This window comes from Enterobacter sp. 2VL, assembly GCF_005503595.1.
Classification (GTDB): domain Bacteria; phylum Pseudomonadota; class Gammaproteobacteria; order Enterobacterales; family Enterobacteriaceae; genus Enterobacter; species Enterobacter cancerogenus.
Genome location: NZ_SCNE01000021.1, coordinates 1 through 1,392 on the forward strand (window position 1 = coordinate 1; position 1,392 = coordinate 1,392).

At 55.3% G+C, this 1,392-nt stretch carries 1 protein-coding gene; it reads left to right on the top strand.

The window, feature by feature from the left end; all coding sequences use genetic code 11:
* Positions 1 to 93: 93 nt before the first annotated feature.
* A complete protein-coding gene (locus FFS28_RS21635) occupies positions 94 to 1,104 on the top strand; it encodes an IS110 family RNA-guided transposase (RefSeq protein ID WP_137903926.1) in 1,011 nt (336 codons plus the stop codon).
* Positions 1,105 to 1,392 lie beyond the last annotated feature (288 nt).

Sequence of the window (1,392 nt, forward strand, 5' to 3'; positions counted from 1 at the left end):
AACGTAGGCCGATGTGATGGACACCTCCCACCTTACGGCATCATTAGTGCCAGACTGAGGTGTTAACTTCAGTTCCCAGGGGGAGGTGTCCACATGAATATTAAACGTATTGGCCTCGATCTCGCAAAGCTGGTTTTTCAGCTTCATGGCGTTGATCACCATGAACGCGTTGTTCTCCGTAAAACACTGCGCCGTTCACAGATGCTTGTCTTTTTCGCCCAGCTTGAGCCCTGTCTTATCGGTATTGAAGCCTGCGGCTCCTCGCATTACTGGGCCAGAGAGTTGACCCGACTCGGGCACTCTGTCCGTATTATCCCGCCCCGGTTCGTTAAGCCTTATCTGAAGGGCAACAAAAACGATGCCAATGATGCCGAAGCCATCTGTGAGGCCGTCAGCAGGCCCGGTATGCGCTATGTTGCCGTTAAATCTGAGGCGCAGCAGAGCATGCAGGCAGAGCACCGGGTTCGTGCCCGCCTGCTTCGCGACAGAACGGCGCTCAGCAACGAGATACGCGGCATGCTGGGCGAATTTGGCCTTGCGCTTCCTGTCGGGATTGCCGCGCTCAGACGGGCCCTGCCGGAGATACTTTCTCAGCAGGAACAATGGGATAACCGCTTTATCCGCCTGCTGTGCGAGTTAGCGGAGGAATTGCAGATACTGGATGACCGACTGGCACGTTACGACCGGCGGCTTAAACAGCTGGCGCAGGAAGATGAGCGTATCAGGCGGCTTCAGGAGATCAGCGGGATTGGCCCGGTAACCGCCAGCGCGCTGGTTGCAGCAGTGGGTGATGCAAGACAGTTTAAAAACGGACGTGAAATGGCGGCCTGGCTGGGGCTGGTTCCCAGGCAGCACTCAAGCGGCGGAAAAAACCGGCTGGGTCACATCAGTAAGCGGGGTGACAGCTACCTGCGAACGCTGCTGATCCACGGAGCGCGTGCAGTACTGAATGCCTGCGGTAACAAGGAAGACCGTCGAAGCCAGTGGCTGCAGTCAGTGGCAGAAAGACGTAACAGGAATGTCGCAACGGTCGCCATGGCGAACAAAAATGCCCGTATCGCGTGGGCCGTGCTGAGCCGGGAAGAAGAGTATCGCGTGATGTAGGACGGAGCGTTAAGAATAAGAGAGAAGAATAATCCTGTCATGAGATTGCAGAGTCATTAAGCACAGATGTGTAACAGGTAAGACCGACCCCTGAAAACTCCGGTTTACCCGAAGGCTCCCTGCGAAGCAAAGCCGTTAGGCCGAATGGAACCAGGTGTGCAGATAACATCATGGCCAGGCACGACGGTGCCGAAAGAAAGGCCGGATATACGAAAGCATCTTACTCCCGTTACACAAAACATGATTAGTGACTTGCATAACGGGAGGTGTCCATATACGGGTAAGGCG

Coding starts and splice junctions, on each gene's coding strand:
- FFS28_RS21635 (WP_137903926.1), top strand. CDS start 94: ATGAATATTAAACGTATTGGCCTCGATCTCGCAAAGCTGGTTTTTCAG.